We start from the raw sequence: 16,396 nt of genomic DNA, 5'->3' as shown, positions 1-16,396 counted from the left end.
CCCCAAAAGGGGCCTTGAGTCATCGATCAATGTACTTCAGTTCACAGCAGCAAACGCCGAATATCGCTGAGCAAGCCATTCAGTTCGGTCAAGAAACGACCCGCATCACTGCCATTGATAGCACGGTGATCATAGGAAAGGCACAGCGGTAACATCAGCCGAGGCTCAAACTCTTTACCATTCCAGCGCGGCTTGATATCCGCTTTGGAAACACCCAGTATGGCAACCTCAGGTGCATTCACGATTGGCGTAAAGCCAGTGCCGCCAATGCCACCCAAACTTGAGATGGTAAAGCAGGCACCTTGCATCTCATTTGGCTTGAGTTTGCGATCTTTGGCCTTGCCAGCCAGTTCAGCGGCTTCTTTGGACAGATCGTAAACGCTCTTTTTATCAGCATCTTTAATGACCGGCACCATCAAGCCATTCGGTGTATCGACGGCCAGACCGATGTTGACATATTTCTTATACACAACATGCTCGCCGTCGGCATGCAGAGACGCGTTAAACTTCTGATGACGCGACAGGGCAAGTGCGCAGGCTTTAATCAGGAAAGGCAGTGGCGTCAGTTTCACACCTGACTTCAACGCTTCTTCCTTCATCTCCTTGCGGAACGCTTCCAGTTCGGTGATATCGGCATCATCGAATTGCGTCACATGGGGAATGTTCAGCCAGCAACGGGCCATGTTATCGCGGGTCAGGCGAGCAATTTTGCTCAGCTTGACCATCTCGATTTCACCAAACTGACTGAAATCTACCTCAGGTATTGCCGGTATTCCCGAACCACCCGAGACAGCAGCCTGTGGCTTGTCGGCGATCTGTTTCAGCGCTGTTTTAACGTAGAGCTGTACATCTTCTTTGAGTATGCGGTTTTTCGGACCGGTACCACTGACTTTGGACAGATCGACACCGAACTCACGCGCCAGGGCACGCACAGCCGGACCAGCATGCACCTGACGGTTGCTTTTTTCCAGTGCATTCAGATCTGCTACCGAAGCGGCTTTTGCGGCGGCTGGGGCGGGTGCGCTCTCAGCTGCGGGGGCGGCTTTAGGTGCAGCTGCCTTTTCCTCTGCAGCTGCAGGGGCTGGTGCACTGCCTGCGACTTCAAGCTCCAGCAACAGGTCGTTTTCATTAACCTTGTCACCTTCCTTGATGTGCATCACTTTGATCACGCCCGATTTAGGCGCAGGGACTTCCATCGACGCCTTGTCGGTTTCCAGCGTAATCAGACTGTCGCCCTCACTGACACTGTCACCCGCTTTGACCAGGACTTCGATAACATCCACATCGGTGGCGCCACTGAGATCCGGGATCAGCACTTTTTCCACACCGCCTGAAGCGGCTGGTGCTGGACCGCTGGCTTCTTTAGCTGGTTCAGGCTCTTTAGCAGGTGCAGGCTCGGCTGTAGAGGCATCAGCCGATGCAGACGCTGGTGCAGCGGCACCTTCGACTTCCAGTTCCAGTAACAGGTCATTTTCATTAACCTTGTCACCTTCCTTGATATGCATCGCTTTGATCACACCCGACATGGGTGCAGGCACTTCCATCGACGCCTTGTCGGTTTCCAGGGTAATCAGGCTGTCGCCTTCGTTAACACTGTCGCCCACCTTGACCAGCACTTCAATGACATCAACATCGTCCGCGCCACTCAGATCAGGGATCAAGACTTTTTCAATGCCGCCTGAAGCCGCAGCCTGCGGGGCTGATGAAGCGGGCGCAGGCGCTGCTTCTGCAGCCGTCGGTTTTTCAGCAGCCGCTGGCTCTTCTGCCACTGGCTCACCCGCTTCCACTTCTAATTCAACAACGGCATCACCTTCACTACAGGTCTCACCTTCTTTCAGTAATACCTTGGTAATTTTGCCTGCAGCTGTGGATGGAACCTCCATCGAGGCTTTATCGGTTTCCAGTACAATCAGGGAATCGCCTTCGGCTACCACATCGCCCTCTTTGACACAGAGTTCAATGATATCGACGCCTTCATAACCACCAATGTCCGGAACTGTTACGGTAATTTTACTCACATTCGTATCCTCTCGCTTAACCAGTCAGAAGTGCCTGTATCACACGGTCCAGGGGGCCGGCTTTTCAGGGTTGATATTGAACTTCTGCATGGCCTTGGCGACGACGGACGCCTCCAGCTTGCCATCTTCCTGCAGCGCCTTGAGTGCGGCAACCACCACATAGTGTCGATTCACTTCGAAGAACTCACGCAGTTTCGCACGGGTATCAGAACGGCCAAAGCCATCGGTACCCAGTACTTTGTAACGGCGCGGGATATACTCACGCAACTGATCCGCGTACATACGCATATAATCCGTCGATGCCACTACCGGTCCTTCGCGTCCTTTCAGACACTGCTCGACATAGGATTCACGTGGCTGCTCTTCTGGGTGCAGCATGTTCCAGCGATATACGGCCTGTGCATCACGACGTAGTTCATTGATTGAGGTGGTGCTCCAGACATCCGCCTCGACACCAAACTCATCGCGCAGAATACTGGCTGCCTCACGGACTTCACGCAGAATTGAACCACAACCCATCAGCTGTACCCGCAACTCGGCTTTCTTACCCTCATCCAGCAGGTACATTCCCTTAATGATGCCTTCTTCAGCACCAGCTGGCATATCCGGATGCTGATAGTTTTCGTTCAGCGTTGTTACGTAGTAGAACTTGTTTTCCTGATCATGGAACATCCGTTTCAGACCGTCCTGGATAATCACAGTCAATTCATAACTGTAGGTCGGATCATAGCTGACACAGTTGGGGATCATCTGCGCCATCAAGTGGCTGTGGCCATCCTGATGCTGCAAACCCTCACCATTCAGGGTGGTACGTCCTGAGGTTGCCCCGATCAGGAAACCGCGCGCCTGCGAGTCGCCAGCCGCCCAGGTCAGGTCCATCACCCGCTGGAAACCAAACATGGAATAGAAAATATAGAAAGGGATCACCGGACAGTTGTTATTACTGTAAGAGGTCGCACACGCCAGCCAGGCACTGAACGCACCTGACTCATTGATACCTTCTTCGAGTATCTGACCGGTTTTTGACTCTTTATAGAACATGATCTGATCACGGTCGTGTGGCGTGTAACGCTGACCCTGAGAAGTATAAATACCCAACTGGCGGAACATGCCTTCCATACCAAAGGTACGCGCTTCATCCGGCACAATCGGCACTACACGATTACCGATACTTTTATCTTTAACCAGGGTGCTCATCACACGGTTCAACGCCATCTGCGTTGAGATTTCACGCTCACCGGTACCCTTGAGCTGGCTACTGAAAGCATCTAGTTCAGGTGTGTCCAGCTTTTCAAAACTGCTGCGTCGAGCCGGATAAAAACCACCCAGTTGTTTACGCCGCTCAAACATGTACTTCATTTCAGGTGAATCGGGCGAAGGACGGTAATAAGGTACCGTTTCCAACTGCTCGTCTGTCAGTGGAATATTGAAATTATCTCGAAAGAGTTTAAGGTCATCTATTGCCACTTTCTTGAGTGAATGAGTATCGTTTTTAGCCTGCCCTGACTGACCAGTACCATACCCTTTAACGGTTTGCGCCAGGATGACGGTAGGCTTGCCTTTATGACTCATTGCTTCATGATAGGCTGCATATACCTTGTAAGGATCATGGCCACCGCGATTCAGGTTCATAATGTCCTGATCCGACATATCCTTGACCATTTCCAGTAGTTCCGGATATTTGCCAAAGAAATGCTCTCGAGTATATGCCCCGCCATTAGCCTTGTAGTTCTGCAATTCGCCATCGACGACTTCGTCCATGCGCTTCTGTAACAGCCCCTTATGGTCCTTTTCAAATAATGGATCCCAATGACGACCCCATAAGCATTTGATCACATTCCATCCGGCACCGCGGAAGATGGATTCCAGCTCTTGAACGATCTTACCATTACCACGGACAGGACCATCCAGGCGTTGCAGGTTGCAGTTCACCACAAACACCAGGTTTTCTAACTGCTCACGACCCGCCAGAGAAATGGCGCCCAATGACTCAGGCTCATCACACTCTCCATCGCCGAGGAAGGCCCAGACTTTACGCTCACCGCGCTTAACCAAATCGCGCGCAGACAGATAACGCATGACATGCGCCTGATAGATTGCCTGAATCGGCCCTAGCCCCATGGATACAGTTGGGAACTGCCAGAAGTCAGGCATCAGCCAAGGGTGCGGATATGAAGGCAGACCATTGCCATCTACTTCGCGACGGAAATTATCCATCTGTTCTTCAGTCAAACGTCCTTCAAGATAGGCACGGGCATAGATACCCGGAGAAATATGGCCCTGAAAAAACACCATATCCGATTCACGATCACCTTCCGGCCCATGAAAGAAGTAGTTAAAACCTATGTCATACAGCGTAGCGGATGATGAGAAGCTGGAAATATGTCCGCCTAATGCATCATTATTGTCGTTGGCACGCATGACCATCGCCATGGCATTCCAGCGAATAAAGGAGCGGATACGTCGCTCCATAAACAGATCACCCGGCATACGCACTTCATCACGTGGTGAAATAGTATTACAGTAGGGTGTGGTTAACGAACCGGCGGCGCCGAGCCCGATATCAGCAGCCTTGTGACCCAGCTTCTTTAAAATATAGCGTGCTCTGTCATCACCTTCGTGCTTGGCAACTGACTCAAGCGCGTCTAACCATTCTTGAGTTTCTAATGGATCCACATCTTCTTTTATGTCGTGCACTTTGTATTCTCCGACCAGTTGATAACTGTATTATGAAGCCTAGACGTATGCCGCACGTTTTGCATGCTGCATCGCACAGAAATTATTATGTAGTAATACTACCTTTTTCGGTTTTTTATGTCCATATTGCGAAAAATAGACACACATATTGAGTAAAAAGAAACGAAAGATGTAATAAATATACAAGATTTGATTGACTAACTTGCTGTTTTATCTTGCAGATTAAGATCAGCCCGGCGTAACGAGCGTTCAACCCGGGTATTTTCTTTACCCTGTTCCTGCAAGACTTCTTCAACATAGGCCAGATGATCATGAACTGCCTGCCTTGCAGCAACAGGATCACCCGCTTCAATTGCAGCAAGCAGGAGCCCATGTTGTTCATGTATGGTATGACGGTAATCAGCTTTGGGGTAAATTTTGCTCAGATTGCCACCGATATGATGACTCAACAGACTGAACAGCGCACGCATCATATGCAGAAGCACCGTGTTGTGCGCAGCTGCCGCAATAGACAGATGAAACTCCACATCAGCACGTACTTCGTTATCAAATTCACGCAAATCATGAAAGCGTTGCAGCTCATCATAACAATGACGGATGTTCTGTTTATCAGCCGAGGTGCTCCGCAGTGCGGCATAGTAGGCCGAAACACCCTCTAATGCATAACGAAACTCCAGCAAATCATACTGAGCTTCGGGATGACTTTCAAACAATGACATCAGCGGGTCAGAAAAACCCGAGCCAAGATTGTCAGCCACATACGTCCCGCCTCCATGACGACTGCTCAACAACCCTCTGGCCACCAATTTCTGCACAGCTTCACGTAAGGATGGACGAGAAACGCCAAACTTGACTGACAACTCACGTTCAGGCGGCAATCGTTGCCCAGGGTTCAGTGCACCCTCAAGAATCATCTCTTCTATCTGCTGCATAATGACATCAGATATTTTTGGCTGCCTGACACTTTTATAAACCATCGAACTCGCTACCTTTCGCTGAAAAACACCACCACAGTGGCCAGACCTGCATCCGGCACCCCATATAAAAGGAATTTAACCATAAATGGCCTGACATGGCAGTCACTTAATCGTATAGTCAGCGGTTTCAAAGCGTAAACAGGTTATTTTTATGGAAGTCACCGCTTGGATGGTCGCCGATCGTATATTTCAGACCATATTCCCGTTGCTGGCCATTGTGCTGATCGGTTTTATCTATGCGCGTAAGCGTCCAACTGATATGTCCGTTGCTAATAAGGTCAATATCGACATTTTCACCCCAGCACTGATTTTTTCGGTCATGTCAACTGAAAGTTTTGACCTGCCAAACTATTATCCACTGGCGTTCGGCGCGCTGGTGGTTATTCTCGCCTCTGGTTTACTCATCTGGCCAGCATGTCGACTTATCGGCGTCAAACCAAAGACCTTTCTACCACCGATGATGTTTTCCAACAGTGGTAATCTGGGTATACCCTTGATTGTTCTGGCATTCGGCGAGTCTGCTCTACCTGCTGCGGTAGTACTATTTCTAGTCGAGAATTTACTTCACTTCACGCTGGGTTTGTATATTCTTGATCATAAAACCCGCTTGCTTAACCTGCTTCGTATGCCGATGATCATTGCTACCCTGGCCGGGGTTGCCTGGAGCTATTCAGATATGCTTCTACCACCAGCATTACGTACTTTTGTAGACATGCTGGGGCAGATCGCCATCCCATTAATGCTGTTTGCACTGGGTGTACGTATGACCAGCATTGATTTCACCCATTGGAAAATTGGTTTATGGGGCGCAGTGCTAGCCCCTGTGTCTGGTTTGCTCGTCGCCGTTGTATTACAACCCTTTTTGCAACTCGAGCCCAGCCACTTTGCTTACCTGCTACTGTTTGCAGCCCTACCACCCGCTGTACTTAACTATATGATTTCTGAGCGCTACAATCAGGAGCCGCACCTAGTCGCCGCCATCGTCCTGATTGGCAATGTCGGCAGCCTGTTGTTCATCCCGATTGTGCTGGCGTTTACACTCTGACGACAGCCCTCAAGCTGCCGTCAGAGCGAAACTGAATCAGTCCTGCGCAGCAGCGACCTGGTCCACTTGCAGCACATCACGATTACGCTCCAGCGTAGCCGGACCGATACCCTGCACTTCAGTCAACTCTTCAATACTGACAAAGCTCCCCTTTTCAGTGCGATAATCAACAATAGCTTGCGCCTTGGCCGGCCCTACACCGGTCAAGGCGGCAGCAATTTGTTCAGCACTGGCAGTATTCAGGTCAATTGGGGTCGAAGCCGATAGCGGTGCGGCAAAGCATAATGCGAAGATCAGTGCCAAAGCACCAACTAATGATAGTTTCATTGTAAACCTCCATGTTTAAGAAAAACGCCGGTCTCCAGACCAGCAACTTAAATTTAATCTGTTCGGTTCTGACACACCAGTGGTCAATGCATAAAAATGCAGCCAAATTGATTCAGATCAAAAAATGATCAGAAAAAACCGCCCTGCTGTAGTTCGTTCAGAATTTGACTGCAGCGAGCGGCAGGATCTTCTGCACGGGTAATAGGACGGCCAATAACCAGATAGTCACTGCCTTGGCGCAAGGCTTCAAGCGGTGTCATAATACGGCGCTGATCACCTGCATCTGCATCCAACGGCCGAATTCCTGGGGTTATCAGCTTAAAGCTATTCGCTAACTGCTGACGCAACAGGCCAGCCTCTTGAGCAGAACACACCACACCATCAAGTCCACATTCAGCGGTCAGTTTGGCTAACCGCTGCACCTGCTGCACAGGCTCAACAGCAATACCGATATCCTCAAGGTCCACCTGCTCCATGCTGGTCAGCACAGTAACAGCAATCAGCAGTGTCTGGCAGTCTGCCTGTTTATCCAGTATTTCCCGTGCCGCCTGCATCATGCGTCGGCCACCGGATGCATGCACATTAACCATCCAGACACCCAGCTCTGCTGCCGCTTTCACTGCACTGGCTGTCGTGTTAGGAATATCATGAAATTTCAGATCCAGAAATACCTCAAACCCCCGGGATTGCAGAGCTTCAACCACAGCCGGCCCAGCACGGGTAAACAATTCTTTGCCCACTTTCACTCGGCAAGTGTCAGGGTCCAGACGATCAGCCATAGTAAGGGCTGCACCCTGATCAGGAAAATCCAAAGCTACTATGATCGGTTTTAACGCATCAGTCATTCTCATATCCTGTTTTATTCGCCTTCCAGCCCCTGAACAGGGCGTGAGCTGTCCCAGGTTTTACACGAAGGGCACTGCCAGTGAAGTGTTTTGCTATCATAACCGCACTGACCACAACGGTAGCGGGGTTTGCTTTGCGCCAACTGTTCGGTGAGTTCCCGCAAGGTGCTTAGGCTTTTTACGGCAACATCACTCTGCAGTAGCTGCAGGTCAATCAGATAATTAAATCCCCGCAGAGACGGATGTTTTTTTAATGCATCGACAATGAACTCTGTCGCTACTTGATCACCTTGACTTGCCTGCAGCAGTTGCGCTTTTGTCACGATCAGCGTGGTGGACGGATACTGCGCCAGACACAGCTCCAGATAGCTCTGATAAGCCATGATATTATCCAGCTCAGTGTAGCATTGCCAAAGCATTTGAAGTGTTTCAGGTATCATCAGGGGATCCTGATCAGCCACTTCTTTCAGGTGCTTGATCGCACCACGCCAGGCATGGCGCTGCATGCGATGCTCAGCCAGCATTATATTTGCACGTACACAGGTGGGGTCCAGTTTTAACGCTTGCTTGAGTCGGTTTTCGGCATCATTACCTGACTCGCCCAGTCGCCCTTCAGCCAATTGGCAAGCGTAGTGCGCCATTTCATGGGCAACCGCTGTACGTTTAGAATCAGGTAATTTCAACGCAGTATTCAGCGCCTTATCCCACTCCAGCTGTTTTTCATACAGCTTTGCCAAAAGTCGACGTGCACTATGGCGCAACTCATCACGCGGGTTATCACTAATCACTGACTGCAACAAGGTCTCAGCCCTATCCAGTAAACCCACAGCGTTATAGTCTTTGGCCAAGGATATCTGGATGTTCAGGAAGTCTTCATGCAACAAGTCGCTACGAGCCAGTAATGTCTGGTGCAACTCAATTGCCTTGTCATATTCCCCCTTTTTCCGGAACAGATCAGCCAAAGCCAGGTAGGCTGGCACCGTGTCAGAATTAATTTCCAAAACACGAATAAAACGCTCTACCGCTTCATCGGTTTTATTGTGAATCAAAAAATTAAGGCCATGATAATAATCACGGCTGGGCAGGGAGTGTAACTGTTGGGTTGAGCGCTGATAGCGCCCCAATAGCCAACCCGCCGCTATCGCGGCCATCAGCATTGGGATCAGTACAATGTAGTCGAACATCTCAGGCCGGATCTTTCAGACTCGATGTTCTCAACTTATTGATTTCCTGACGTGCTGAAACCATCTTTTTGTTCAGATAGTAAAGCCGGGTTTTCAGAGACAGCACTACCACTGAACTCAGCAGCACACCGAGAAGCCCACCGATAGCAAATGCCCCCAGCAACCACAGAGACAGACTGGCTTGCGGTAGCGTGAAGAAAATCAGATCTATTTGCACTGGCGTCATGTTGTGCAGGGTAAACAGTATCCCCGCCAGCAATACCAACAACGCAACAACCACAACACTCAAACGTTTCAGAAAACGCACGTTACAACCTCCGTCAGTCCGGCTTTGTCAGCTGGCATTCATACTGCTGTTTACCTGATCCCGCATCTCTTTCCCGGGTTTGAAATGAGGCACATATTTCGCATCGAGCGAAACCGCCTCGCCTGTTTTAGGATTGCGTCCAATACGCGGGGCGCGGTAATGCAGCGAAAAGCTGCCAAAACCGCGAATCTCGATTCTATCACCATCGGATAAAGCTTCGGTCATGTGATCGAGCATGGTCTTCACGGCCAATTCCACATCCTTAACTGATAATTGCGGGTGCTGCTCTATCAGGCGTTCAATAAGCTCTGATTTTGTCATGGTTTCCTCCACTAAAATCGATGAATGCTCATCGCTCTGCCGATACGAGCGCATGAACTACCTTCAGGCAGCGCACCTTATCGGCTATCTTTTTTCATCTGCGCCTTGATCAGCTCTCCGATCGTTGTCGGACCGGCGGCTTCAACAGGAGCCTGCTCTTTTACCGCTTTAATAGCATCTTTTTCAGCCTGCTCAGTTAACTGCTTCACCGACAGGTTCACACTGCGATTACGGCGGTCCAGACTGATAATAATAGCATCAACCTGCGTACCAGCCGGATACAAGCTGGGAAGATTATCAACCCGGTCACGCGACACTTCGGAGACCTTCAGCGTACCTTCAACACCTTCAGCCAACTCAATGATAGCCTGGCGCTCATCACAACTGATCACTTTACCCTGAACCTGGGCACCTTTCGGATTTATATCGGCATAATTAGCAAACGGATCAGAGCTGGCCTGTTTGATACCCAGCGCAATACGTTCACGATCCGAATCTACCGACAACACCACAGCCTCGACTTCCTGTCCCTTGCCATACTGCTTTACAGCCTCTTCTCCCGGCTCGTCCCAGGACAGATCAGACAAGTGGACCAGACCATCGATACCACCATCCAGACCGATAAAGATACCAAAATCGGTAATAGATTTAATCACACCGGCAACACGATCGCCTTTCTTGCAACGGGCCGCAAAACCTTCCCATGGGTTTTCACGACACTGTTTCATGCCAAGCGAGATACGCCGACGTTGCTGATCAATGTCCAGAATCATAACATCAACCTCATCCCCTACCTGTACGACTTTTGAGGGATGAATATTGCGGTTGGTCCAATCCATTTCAGATACATGGACCAAACCTTCTACGCCTTCGCCTATTTCAGCAAAACAACCATAGTCAGTCAGATTAGTGACGCGCGCCCGAACCTTGTCACCGACGTTATTTTTACTGATCAGTTGATCCCAGGGATCAGCCTGCAGTTGCTTAAGCCCCAGAGAAACCCGACTACGTTCTTTATCAAACTTAAGCACCTTAACATCAAGTTCCTGACCAATGCTGAGCAGCTCACTCGGATGCTTGACGCGTTTCCACGCCATGTCGGTAATATGCAATAAACCATCGATACCACCCAATTCAACAAAGGCGCCATAGTCGGTCAGGTTCTTAATCACCCCTTTGATGACCAGCCCCTCTTCCATTTTTTCCAGCAGTTTTTCACGCTCTTCAGTATAAGCCGCTTCAAGCACGGCACGACGGGAAACGACGATATTATTGGTGCGGGCATCCAGCTTCACCAGTTTGAGTTCCAGCTCCTGTCCTTCGAGATAAGCGGTATCACGAACTGGGCGTACGTCGACCAACGAACCCGGCAAGAAAGCACTGATGCCATTTACATCCACGGTAAGACCGCCACGCACTTTACCGGTAATGTAACCAGTGACGATTTCATTACCTTCAAATGCGCTTTCCAATACACCCCAGGATTCAGCACGACGTGCTTTTTCACGGGAGAGGAGTGTGGTGCCAAATCCGTCTTCCAATGCTTCAAGAGCCACTTTGACCTGATCACCCACAGCAACGGTCAACTGTCCTTTGTCATCCTTGAACTGCTCCAGCGGAATAATGCCTTCAGATTTCAATCCAGCATTGACGATGACGAAATCGTTTTCAACAGCAACCACCGTACCGGTGACTATGGAGCCTGGAGCCATTTCAAGCTCTTTCAGACTTTCTTCAAATAGCTCTGCAAAACTCTCGCTCATTACCCGCATCCTCAGACTGAAACTGCCTAACGCAGCCCTTTATGTTTTGCTTCATCCAGCACCACCTCCAACACCTCCTCAATTGTCATTTTGGTGGTGTCAAGAATCACCGCATCAGGCGCCGGTTTCAGGGGCGAGACACTGCGGTTCATATCCCGCGCATCCCGCGCTTTTAAATCCAATACTATATCTTCAAGGCTAGCACTCAGGCCTTTGCTAATCAACTGCTTATAACGGCGGCTGCCACGCTCTTCAGCACTGGCATCCAAATAGACCTTCAAACAGGCTTCCGGGAAGATCACCGTACCCATATCACGGCCATCGGCAATCAGACCTGGAGCGGCAACAAAGTCACGCTGTCGCTGTAGTAACGCCTGGCGCACCGGGGCCATAGCCGCGACAACTGAAGCGTCCGCACCCACCGCTTCAGTTCTGATAGTATCAGTAACTTCTTCACCTTCAAGCACGATTTTAACATCATCAGTGGTTCCAGCCAGAAACTGCACATCAAGATGGGCGGCGACAACCTGCAGAGACTCTTCATCATCCAGAGAGATACCATGATGCCGCGCAGCGACGGCTGTCAAGCGATACAAAGCCCCACTATCCAGCAGATGCCAACCCAAGCGCTGAGCTAACAGACGACAGATTGTTCCTTTGCCGGAACCACTCGGGCCATCAACAGTGATGACAGGTATTGAAACTCTGGTGGACATCAGTCCGCCTCCTTTCTTGATTAGTAGAACAGCACAGAATTAAACAGGTTAATTCTTGCAGCGACGTTTCGCTTGTCATTCACCCGGCTTATCTACACCCAGGTTCGGTGTTTCAACTGAAGGTGGTGTCGATGACAATTCATACGCTGTACCAGTCAGTAACGTACTGAAATATTCACGTGCAATGCGTGCTCGGGTAAAAATACCCAGCAAGGTCTGGCTATCTTCTGTGTCTATGGCCTGACGCAAGCGAGACAACCCCATAGTAAACTGGTCAATCTGATCAAGCAGCGCATCCCGGTTTGCCTGACAAATATCGTGCCACATGACCGGGTCACTTGCGGCGATACGGGTAAAATCCCGGAAGCCACCGGCCGCATAGCGAAAAATATCTTTTTTTTCTTCTTCATGCGCCAGTGTATCCACCAATGAAAATGCCAAAAGATGCGGTAGATGACTGGTCGCCGCTAATACCTCGTCATGTCGATGTGGCTCCATCTGCAACACCTCAGCGCCCAATGACTGCCACAACTCGGCCACCAGACTGACTGCCAAGGGGTCAGTTTCCGGTACAGGGGTCAAAATGACCTTATGGCGCACAAACAAATCGGCATTGGCCGCTGTCACACCACTCTTTTCTGCACCTGCTATCGGATGACCAGGCACAAAGGTGGCGGGAATAGTCGGGAATACACGTTGTGCCGCGGCAATAATATTCATTTTAGTGCTGCCGGCATCCGTTACCAAGGTGTCTGGTCGCAGCGCAGGTGCAATGGCTTCCAATAACTGCTCCATCGCCTTGACCGGCACAGCCAGCATCACCAGATCAGCTTCGGCAACAGCGTCTAGCAGAGATGTGACTTGCTTATCTATCACACCCAACTGCAGCCCCAGCTCACATTCTGCTGAGTTCAAATCATAGCCACTCACTTCATCTACAAGATGACGTTTCTTAAGTGCTTTGGCAAACGATCCACCAATCAACCCAAGACCAATAACTAAAACCTTGTTCAAGCTATATTTCACGCTATCACCTTTTTCAACGCGTCTAGAAAGCGTTGATTTTCTGTTTCTGTACCCAGCGTAACACGCAAATGTTGCGGCATGGCGTAAACACCCAGCGGCCTGACAATAACGCCTTGTTCAAGCAGCGCTTGATAGACCAGCAAGGCATCCTGTTCACAATCAATAGTAATGAAATTGGCAACTGAAGGAATATAGCTAACCTCTAGCGCCACTAACCCGGCTTGCATTTGCTTGAGGCCTTGCCGATTTAAACTGACTGTACGCGCCAGATATTCCCGGTCTGCCAAGGCCGCCATGGCCGCCGCCTGGGCGACGGAGCTGACATTAAATGGCTGACGAACACGGTTCAGAAGATCGGTAACCACTGGATTGGCAACAGCAAAACCGACACGCAGTGCAGCCAGACCGTAGGCCTTGGAAAAAGTGCGGGTTACGATCAAATTATTGTAAGTTGCAGTAAGTGCCAGGCCATCAGGCGTATCAGCCTGATCGGTATACTCGCTATAAGCTTCGTCCAGCACCACCAGCACCTGCTCGGGTATGCGTGCCATAAAGCGCTTGAACGCCTGACTGGTCAGACAGGTACCGGTCGGATTATTGGGATTGGCGATGAAGATCACTCGGGTATTTGCTGTAACGGCATCAGCCATAGCATCGAGGTCATGACCATAATCCCGTGCAGGTACCCGCACGCCAGTGGCTCCACAGGCTTTGACTACCAGTGGATAGACAATAAAGGCATACTCAGAATAGACCGCTTCAACTCCTTCGCGCAAAAAAGCACGTGCAACCAGTTCCAATAGATCATTGGAGCCATTGCCAAGCGTCAGTTGATTAGCAGCCAAATTGAAACGCTGGCTCAGCGCTTGCTTAAGATAGTAACCATTGCTGTCAGGATAGCGGGTCAACCCCGATAGTACAGACTGTACTGCTGAAATGGCTGCTGACGACGGCCCCAAGGGGTTCTCGTTGCTGGCCAATTTAACAATATCGCGAATTCCCAGCTCACGCTCCAGTTCCTCAGCAGGCTTGCCAGCCTGATAGGGCTGCAGCGCCTGTACACCGGGATTCGACAGAGCTACAAAATCACAGCTCATAATGTGTTTCCTGTTGTTATTAGAGTACAGCCCTGGGATAAGATCCCAGCACTTTAAGAGTATCGGGACCGTTTGCCAGCTCGCTCAGTAATTCCACAACGGAGGCATCTTCCTGATGCCCTTCAAAATCCATGTAGAACAAGGAGTAATCACCCGCTCCCTGATGCACTGTTCGGCTTTCCAGGCGCGTTAAGCTGATATTACGTTGTCGGAAAGCACCCAGCACATCATGGAGAACACCAGGCTGATCCTTCACTGACAGCAGTATTGAAGTTTTGTCATGGCCACTAGGCTCGACATACTGTTTCCCCAATACAAGATAGCGGGTATCAGCCGCCAGGGTTTTATCATCGGTAGGATCAAGTAAAAGTTCTACCTCACCACAGATCCGCAGATCATAGCGGCGAAACAAGTCCAGCGTATGACTGACCAAGCCTTCATGAGCACTTTCTATCGGGGTAACAGCATAGTGACAGTGCCCCTGCTCTACCGCTTTGAAGGCTTGCTCAGGATCGGTCATTGCGACTCCCTTAGCCGAAAGTCCGAAGTGCTTACGTACAGCTTGTTCAGTGTACCCACCCTCAGGACCTGGGTAGGCAACACTCAGCGGCTGCTCCAACGCCAGACATACGGACATGATTTCACGAAACAGGCGGGCCATATCCTGATCAGGTAGCGGCCCGGTGTTACGTTCCATAACACGTCGCAACACCTGGGCTTCACGTTCAGGCCGGTAAAACACGGCGGGTAAACTCTGGTTAATACCTTGTTTCACCTCAGCCACTTGCTGTGCACAGGCCGCGCGCTTATTGATCAACGACTGTAATTGCTGATCTATGTCATCAATCTGATCACGCAACGCCCTGAGTTCGGCCTCAGCGCGGGCCGATGGAGTCTGTGGAACCTGCTCAGCCATGCTGGGTCTCAAACTCGGACATAAACGTCAGTAGCGCATCGACAGCGGCTTCGGGTACCGCATTGTAAATACTGGCACGCATCCCGCCGACAGATCGATGTCCTTTAAGGTTCAACAGCCCGGCGGCTTCAGCCTGCTGTAAAAATAGCTTATCCAGTGCGGCATCAGCCAGGGTAAAGGGCACATTCATACCGGAACGGCTATCAATTGCTACCGGGTTGGCATAGAAATCACTTCGATCTATGGCGGCATAAAGCTTAGCCGCTTTACGTTGGTTAACCTCAGCCATTGCAGCAACGCCTCCCTGACGCTTCAGCCAGTCGAACACCAGTCCTGACAGATACCAGGCAAAGGTTGGCGGCGTATTGTGCATCGACTCACCCTCAGCATGCACTTTGTAATCGTACATGGTGGGTGTTCCCGCCAGAGTATGCCCGAGCAGATCTTCGCGCACGATCACCACCGTCAAACCAGCCGGACCGATATTTTTCTGGGCTCCCGCATAGATCACTCCGAAACGACTGACATCGATGGGACCGGATAGAATATCCGATGACATATCGACGATCAGAGGTACGGAGCCACTATCGGGAATGTAATTGAATTCCACACCACCAATGGTTTCATTACTGGTGTAGTGAAGGTAAGCTGCATCCGGGCTCAACTGAATTTCGGCTGGTGTGGGTGCGCGCAGAAAATGTTCAGCTTCCGTTGTGGCAGCTATATTAACAGTACAATAACGAGAGGCTTCAGCAATGGCCTTCTTTGACCAGATACCGGTGTTTATGTAGTCAGCGGTTTGCTTGCCCCGCAACAGGTTCATTGGCAACATAGCAAATTGACTGCTTGCTCCCCCCTGCAGAAACAACACCTTGTAATGATCCGGAATCGACATCAGGTCCCGCAAATCCTGCTCAGCCTGCTGTGCAACCGAAACGAATTCATCACTACGATGACTCATCTCCATGATTGACAGACCCTTTCCTTGCCAATCACACAAATCCCGCTGCGCCTGTTGTAACACTTCATCCGGCAACGCTGCCGGCCCTGCACTGAAATTAAATTTACGTGTCATTACGTCTGTCAGTCCGGTTGCTCAGGTGGGAGATATCTCCCACCCAGTTGATGTACTTACTTTGATGTATTTACTTTGATGT

The 16,396-nt window shown here is 50.3% G+C and carries 15 protein-coding genes; 1 reads left to right on the top strand and 14 read right to left on the bottom strand.

From position 1 onward, the window contains the following. Positions 1 to 41 precede the first annotated feature (41 nt). The 3 genes from aceF to F5I99_RS03895 form a co-directional block, all read right to left on the bottom strand. Positions 42 to 2,018 carry a dihydrolipoyllysine-residue acetyltransferase gene (aceF, locus tag F5I99_RS03905; protein ID WP_151053742.1) on the bottom strand — a complete coding sequence of 659 codons (1,977 nt, stop codon included), beginning with the start codon at positions 2,016 to 2,018 and terminating at the stop codon, positions 42 to 44. 39 nt (positions 2,019 to 2,057) lie between these two features. Further along, on the bottom strand, positions 2,058 to 4,715 hold the full coding sequence (gene aceE / locus F5I99_RS03900) for a pyruvate dehydrogenase (acetyl-transferring), homodimeric type (RefSeq protein ID WP_225307544.1): 2,658 nt from the start codon (positions 4,713 to 4,715) through the stop codon (positions 2,058 to 2,060). A 197-nt stretch (positions 4,716 to 4,912) separates the two neighbouring features. Continuing rightward, positions 4,913 to 5,692 (bottom strand): FCD domain-containing protein, encoded by a 780-nt coding sequence (locus F5I99_RS03895; RefSeq protein ID WP_151053741.1) that lies wholly within the window; start codon positions 5,690 to 5,692, stop codon positions 4,913 to 4,915. A 151-nt stretch (positions 5,693 to 5,843) separates the two neighbouring features. Between F5I99_RS03895 and F5I99_RS03890 the strand changes: the two genes are divergently transcribed. Beyond that, the gene (locus tag F5I99_RS03890; protein ID WP_151053740.1) at positions 5,844 to 6,737 is read left to right on the top strand and encodes an AEC family transporter; all 894 of its coding nucleotides are present in this window, start codon (positions 5,844 to 5,846) and stop codon (positions 6,735 to 6,737) included. A 36-nt stretch (positions 6,738 to 6,773) separates the two neighbouring features. Here F5I99_RS03890 and F5I99_RS03885 read toward each other — a convergent pair whose 3' ends face one another. From F5I99_RS03885 to serC, 11 genes are all read right to left on the bottom strand, one after another. Beyond that, a complete protein-coding gene (locus tag F5I99_RS03885) occupies positions 6,774 to 7,064 on the bottom strand; it encodes a ComEA family DNA-binding protein (protein ID WP_151053739.1) in 291 nt (96 codons plus the stop codon). A 128-nt stretch (positions 7,065 to 7,192) separates the two neighbouring features. Next, entirely contained in the window at positions 7,193 to 7,909 is a 717-nt protein-coding gene (gene pyrF, locus F5I99_RS03880; protein ID WP_151053738.1) for an orotidine-5'-phosphate decarboxylase, read from the bottom strand. A gap of 14 nt (positions 7,910 to 7,923) precedes the next feature. Beyond that, the gene (gene lapB, locus F5I99_RS03875) at positions 7,924 to 9,093 is read right to left on the bottom strand and encodes a lipopolysaccharide assembly protein LapB (RefSeq protein ID WP_151053737.1); all 1,170 of its coding nucleotides are present in this window, start codon (positions 9,091 to 9,093) and stop codon (positions 7,924 to 7,926) included. Position 9,094: 1 nt separating this feature from the next. Then, positions 9,095 to 9,400 carry a lipopolysaccharide assembly protein LapA domain-containing protein gene (locus F5I99_RS03870; protein ID WP_225307543.1) on the bottom strand — a complete coding sequence of 102 codons (306 nt, stop codon included), beginning with the start codon at positions 9,398 to 9,400 and terminating at the stop codon, positions 9,095 to 9,097. Between the two features lie 27 nt (positions 9,401 to 9,427). Then, complete coding sequence (ihfB, locus tag F5I99_RS03865; RefSeq protein ID WP_191905942.1) at positions 9,428 to 9,775, bottom strand: integration host factor subunit beta; 348 nt, start codon at positions 9,773 to 9,775, stop codon at positions 9,428 to 9,430. A 23-nt stretch (positions 9,776 to 9,798) separates the two neighbouring features. Next, positions 9,799 to 11,484 carry a 30S ribosomal protein S1 gene (rpsA, locus tag F5I99_RS03860; RefSeq protein WP_151053735.1) on the bottom strand — a complete coding sequence of 562 codons (1,686 nt, stop codon included), beginning with the start codon at positions 11,482 to 11,484 and terminating at the stop codon, positions 9,799 to 9,801. A gap of 26 nt (positions 11,485 to 11,510) precedes the next feature. After that, a complete protein-coding gene (gene cmk, locus F5I99_RS03855; protein WP_151053734.1) occupies positions 11,511 to 12,200 on the bottom strand; it encodes a (d)CMP kinase in 690 nt (229 codons plus the stop codon). Positions 12,201 to 12,275: 75 nt separating this feature from the next. Then, on the bottom strand, positions 12,276 to 13,226 hold the full coding sequence (locus tag F5I99_RS03850; protein WP_151053733.1) for a prephenate dehydrogenase/arogenate dehydrogenase family protein: 951 nt from the start codon (positions 13,224 to 13,226) through the stop codon (positions 12,276 to 12,278). Next, positions 13,223 to 14,323, bottom strand: coding sequence for a histidinol-phosphate transaminase (hisC, locus tag F5I99_RS03845; protein WP_151053732.1), 1,101 nt, complete (start codon positions 14,321 to 14,323; stop codon positions 13,223 to 13,225). The genes F5I99_RS03850 and hisC overlap by 4 nt, the downstream gene beginning before the upstream one ends. Positions 14,324 to 14,342: 19 nt before the next feature. Next, on the bottom strand, positions 14,343 to 15,239 hold the full coding sequence (pheA, locus tag F5I99_RS03840; protein ID WP_151053731.1) for a chorismate mutase: 897 nt from the start codon (positions 15,237 to 15,239) through the stop codon (positions 14,343 to 14,345). Continuing rightward, on the bottom strand, positions 15,232 to 16,314 hold the full coding sequence (gene serC / locus F5I99_RS03835; protein WP_151053730.1) for a 3-phosphoserine/phosphohydroxythreonine transaminase: 1,083 nt from the start codon (positions 16,312 to 16,314) through the stop codon (positions 15,232 to 15,234). Before serC ends, pheA begins: the two co-directional genes overlap by 8 nt. Between the last annotated feature and the right edge of the window lie 82 nt (positions 16,315 to 16,396).

This window comes from Nitrincola iocasae (genome assembly GCF_008727795.1).
Taxonomy (GTDB): Bacteria; Pseudomonadota; Gammaproteobacteria; order Pseudomonadales; family Balneatricaceae; genus Nitrincola; species Nitrincola iocasae.
Note: the sequence above shows the minus strand (reverse complement) of the source record. Positions and strands in the feature narration are given on the sequence as shown.

Coding starts and splice junctions, on each gene's coding strand:
- F5I99_RS03885 (WP_151053739.1), bottom strand. CDS start 7,064: ATGAAACTATCATTAGTTGGTGCTTTGGCACTGATCTTCGCATTATGC.
- lapB (WP_151053737.1), bottom strand. CDS start 9,093: ATGTTCGACTACATTGTACTGATCCCAATGCTGATGGCCGCGATAGCG.
- pheA (WP_151053731.1), bottom strand. CDS start 15,239: ATGGCTGAGCAGGTTCCACAGACTCCATCGGCCCGCGCTGAGGCCGAA.
- F5I99_RS03895 (WP_151053741.1), bottom strand. CDS start 5,692: ATGGTTTATAAAAGTGTCAGGCAGCCAAAAATATCTGATGTCATTATG.
- serC (WP_151053730.1), bottom strand. CDS start 16,314: ATGACACGTAAATTTAATTTCAGTGCAGGGCCGGCAGCGTTGCCGGAT.
- hisC (WP_151053732.1), bottom strand. CDS start 14,323: ATGAGCTGTGATTTTGTAGCTCTGTCGAATCCCGGTGTACAGGCGCTG.
- F5I99_RS03890 (WP_151053740.1), top strand. CDS start 5,844: ATGGAAGTCACCGCTTGGATGGTCGCCGATCGTATATTTCAGACCATA.
- pyrF (WP_151053738.1), bottom strand. CDS start 7,909: ATGACTGATGCGTTAAAACCGATCATAGTAGCTTTGGATTTTCCTGAT.
- rpsA (WP_151053735.1), bottom strand. CDS start 11,484: ATGAGCGAGAGTTTTGCAGAGCTATTTGAAGAAAGTCTGAAAGAGCTT.
- ihfB (WP_191905942.1), bottom strand. CDS start 9,775: ATGCGCTCGTATCGGCAGAGCGATGAGCATTCATCGATTTTAGTGGAG.
- cmk (WP_151053734.1), bottom strand. CDS start 12,200: ATGTCCACCAGAGTTTCAATACCTGTCATCACTGTTGATGGCCCGAGT.